The sequence below is a fragment of the Mesorhizobium sp. M4A.F.Ca.ET.090.04.2.1 genome (assembly GCF_003999085.1).
Lineage (GTDB): Bacteria > Pseudomonadota > Alphaproteobacteria > Rhizobiales > Rhizobiaceae > Mesorhizobium.
On the sequence record NZ_RZOT01000586.1, the window covers coordinates 1 to 3,589 of the forward strand.

4 protein-coding genes are annotated in these 3,589 nt (G+C 65.1%); 1 reads left to right on the forward strand and 3 read right to left on the reverse strand.

Annotation, left to right across the window (positions count from 1 at the left end; all coding sequences use genetic code 11):
• The 3 genes from EN781_RS28590 to EN781_RS28600 all read right to left on the reverse strand — a co-directional run.
• The coding region (locus EN781_RS28590) for an FAD-dependent oxidoreductase (RefSeq protein WP_127400557.1) at positions 1-895 on the reverse strand (895 nt) is incomplete at its 3' end.
• A 5-nt stretch (positions 896-900) separates the two neighbouring features.
• Positions 901-1,215, reverse strand: a complete 315-nt coding sequence (locus tag EN781_RS28595) for a MocE family 2Fe-2S type ferredoxin (RefSeq protein WP_126057092.1) — start codon at positions 1,213-1,215, stop codon at positions 901-903.
• 43 nt (positions 1,216-1,258) lie between these two features.
• Positions 1,259-2,365 (reverse strand): fatty acid desaturase family protein, encoded by a 1,107-nt coding sequence (locus EN781_RS28600; protein ID WP_245455287.1) that lies wholly within the window; start codon positions 2,363-2,365, stop codon positions 1,259-1,261.
• 177 nt (positions 2,366-2,542) lie between these two features.
• Here EN781_RS28600 and EN781_RS28605 point away from each other — a divergent pair, with 177 nt between their 5' ends.
• Positions 2,543-3,574, forward strand: a complete 1,032-nt coding sequence (locus EN781_RS28605) for a LacI family DNA-binding transcriptional regulator (RefSeq protein ID WP_126057091.1) — start codon at positions 2,543-2,545, stop codon at positions 3,572-3,574.
• The last annotated feature ends 15 nt before the right edge of the window (positions 3,575-3,589 follow it).

Here is a 3,589-nt window from a genome sequence, read left to right on the forward strand (position 1 = left end):
GCTCCTGGGCGTTGCGCCAGGCTTCCAGCCGCACGCGGCGGCCGCCATAGACGGCAAGCGGGAACGAGCAGCAGTCGCCGGCGGCGAAGATGTCCGGGTCGGCGGTGCGCAGCTCGGCATCGACGGCGATGCCGTTGTCGATCGTAAGCCCTGCTTCCGCGGCAAGCCCGGTCACCGGCACGGCGCCGATGCCGATCACCGCGAGGTCGGCGGCGATTTGTCGTCCGCCGGTACGCGTGATGCGCACCTCTTTGCCGTCATCGGCGATTGCTTCTATGCCCTGGCCGGCGAGGATGATCACGCCTTCCGCCTCATGCGCCGCGTGGATTGCCGCGGCGATCTCGGCCGGCACGCCGCGCATCAGGATGCGCGGCTGCGCTTCGATGACGGTGACCGTGGCGCCGAGCTTGCGCGACGAAGCGGCAAGCTCCAGCCCGATGAAGCCGCCACCGACGATGGCGATGCGGCTTTTTGGATTGAGATGCGCGCGGATGGCCAGAGCGTCGTTGAAGGTCCGAAGATAGACACAGCGTTCGCCCAGCCCCGGCATCGGCAGCTTGCGCGGTAGCGAGCCGGTCGCCAGCAACAGCTTGTCGTAGGGAAGCGAAGAACCGTCCGACAGTCGAACCGCATGCGCGGCGCGGTCGATCGCCACGGCGCGGACCGAACGGATGTGCCGGATCGAGCGTTCGGCCAGAAGCTCCTCGCTGGTGATCGCCTTGATCGCCGGCACTTCGCCGGTCATCGCCTCCTTCGACAGCGGCGGCCGTTCATAGGGCAGATGCGGCTCGTCGCCGATCAGCGTCACCGCGCCCTCGAAGCCGAGATCGCGCAAGGCGAGCGCGGCGCGCCCGCCGCATTCGCCGGCGCCGATGATGACCATTCCCCCGGACATCGCGATCACCCGATCTGAATGAGGACTTTGCCGGCGTCGACCTTGACCGGATAGGTCTTGAGGTTGACGCAGACCGGGGCGCCCCTGGCGTCGCCGGTCTTGTAGTTGAAGCGGCCATTGTGCTTCGGGCACTCGATGATGTCGTCCATCACCAGTCCGCCCGCCAGATGCACTTTCTCATGCGTGCACAGCCCATCTGTCGCGAAATACTCGTCATCCGGGCTGCGATAGATGGCGAAGGTACGGCCGCCATGATCGAACCGCATAACGTCTTCCTCGTCGATGTCTCCGGCCGCACAGGCCTCGACCCAGTCACTCATGTCGTCCTCCGGCGAATTGGATTGTTCGGCGCGCCTCGGCCGATCATTCGGCCGCTGCAGCCGTGGGATGATCGCTGTGCAGATCCTCGCGATAGGGGCGGGCCGTCGGCGGCAGCTCCCGCTTGATGAAGTAATCCTCGTAGCGAAGCTGGCGCAGGAAGGCCGGGATCATCTCGCGGTAGCCGGCCAGGATCGACGGCGTCGGCGCCGGCAGGTCATGCTTGATCAACTCGTGCAGCCTGGGCAGCGCGTGGTAGGGCACCATCGGAAACATGTGGTGCTCCACATGGTAGTTCATGTTCCAGTAGATGAACCTGCTGATCGGATTCATGTAGACGGTGCGGCTGTTGAGGCGGTGGTCGATGACGTTGTCGGCAAGGCCGCCATGCTGCAACAGGCCGGTCATGACGTGATGCCAGGCGCCGTAGAGCCTGGGCAGCCCGACCAGCATCAGCGGCAGGAACGAGTCGAAATAGAACGCCGACGCGATCGTGGCGGCATAGATCGCCGCCCAGATGCGGGCGATGCGGATCGCCTTCGGCTGCTCCTGCTCGGGAATGAAGGTCTTTTCCGCCGCGCTGATGTTGCCGGCCGCGTTGCGCAGCATGTCGCTCATCGCGCGCCAGGCGTCGAGGACGCCGACGAAGGCCAGTGCCGTGCGGATCAGGTCCGGCGGCCGCATCACGGCGATTTCCGGATCGCGGCCGACGATGATGGTGTCGGTGTGGTGGCGCGTGTGGCTCCAGCGCCAGGTCACCGGGTTGCGCATGATCATGAAGCAGGCGATTTGGTAGATGGCGTCGTTCATCCACTGCGTGCGAAAGGCGGTGCCGTGGCCGCATTCGTGCCAGCGTGAATCGGTCGAGGAGCCGTAAAGCGTGCCGTAGACGAAGAAGAACGGCACGCACCACCACGTGCCCCAGAACCAGGCGCCGCCGGCGGCGCTGAGGACCAAGGCGCCGAGCCAGATGACGGTGTCGCGGATCGCCGGCTGGTCCGAGCGCTGCATCAATTCCTTCATCTGCTTGCGCGGGATGTCGGTGTGGTACCACTCGGCCGCCGAGAGACCATTCTCCACCGCCAGCCTGGCGTCGCGGCCAACCAGGCTGTAGTCGCGCCGGGATGGCGCCGCGTCCATCATTGCCGTCATCGCTTCCTCCATCAGCACCTTGCGGCTCGGCCCTCGCGTAAAGCGGTGGGGCGGGTGCACGGTCGGCGTCGAAATGCAAAATAGCTCCAAGCCATGATAGTCTCAATATCAGAAAGATAGTTTCTATCATTTCATATCAGGACGAGGTAAACTGAGTCGGCAAGCGAGGGAGTGCTCATGGCAAAGCGGCCGACCATTACCGATCTGGCACGCGTCTCCGGTGTCAGCGTTGCCACCGTTGATCGCGTCTTGAACAACCGCCTGCCGGTAAAGGAGGAAACGGCGCGCCGCGTCTATGAGGCTGCGACCGAGATCGGCTATCACGCCGCGGGACTGATCAGGCAGCGCATGCGCCAGGAATTGCCGGAATACCGCCTGGGCTTTCTGCTGTTGCGAGGCAATGATATTTTCTACGGCGATTTCGCGCGGGAGCTGGAACTTGCAGTCTCGCAATCGCAGCGCTTTCGCGGCGTCGCGACGATCGATTTCGCCGCGTCGCTGGCCGCCGACGAGATCGCCGCCCAGACACGCAGGCTGGCCGCGAAATCGAGGGCCGTGGCCGTCGTCGGTCCGGACCACCCGACGCTGACGGCGACGGTGGAGGCCCTGAAGGCCAGGAATGTACCGGTGTTCTCCTTGCTGTCCGACTTCGCCGCCGGCATCCGCGAGGGCTATGTCGGCCTCGACAACCGCAAGGTCGGTCGCACCGCGGCCTGGATGATCGCCAAGGCGGCCAGGAAGCCGGGCAAGGTCGCCCTCTTCGTCGGCAGCCACCGCTTCCATGGCCATGAACTGCGCGAGATCGGCTTCCGCTCCTTCTTCCGCGAGCATGCCCCGGAATTCATCGTAATGGAGACTCTGGTCAACCTGGAAGCGAACCAGGTGACCCACGATGCGATGATCGATCTCCTTGCCCGGCATCCGGACCTCGCCGGCTGCTATGTCGCCGGCGGTGGCATGGAAGGCGCGGTCTCGGCGCTGCGAGCAGCGCGGCCCGCGCATATGCCGGTCGTCGTCTGCAACGAGATCAACGCAGAATCGCGCGCGGCACTCGCCGACAACATCCTCACCATGGTGATCTCCACGCCACTCGCCGCGCTCTGCCGCGAGCTTGTCGATCTGATGGCCCATGCCATCGAGGCCGGCGCCGCCAACGCGCCTGGCCAGACCTTCCTGCCATTCGACATCTATCTGCCGGAAAACATCTAGCCGCACGGCATCCAC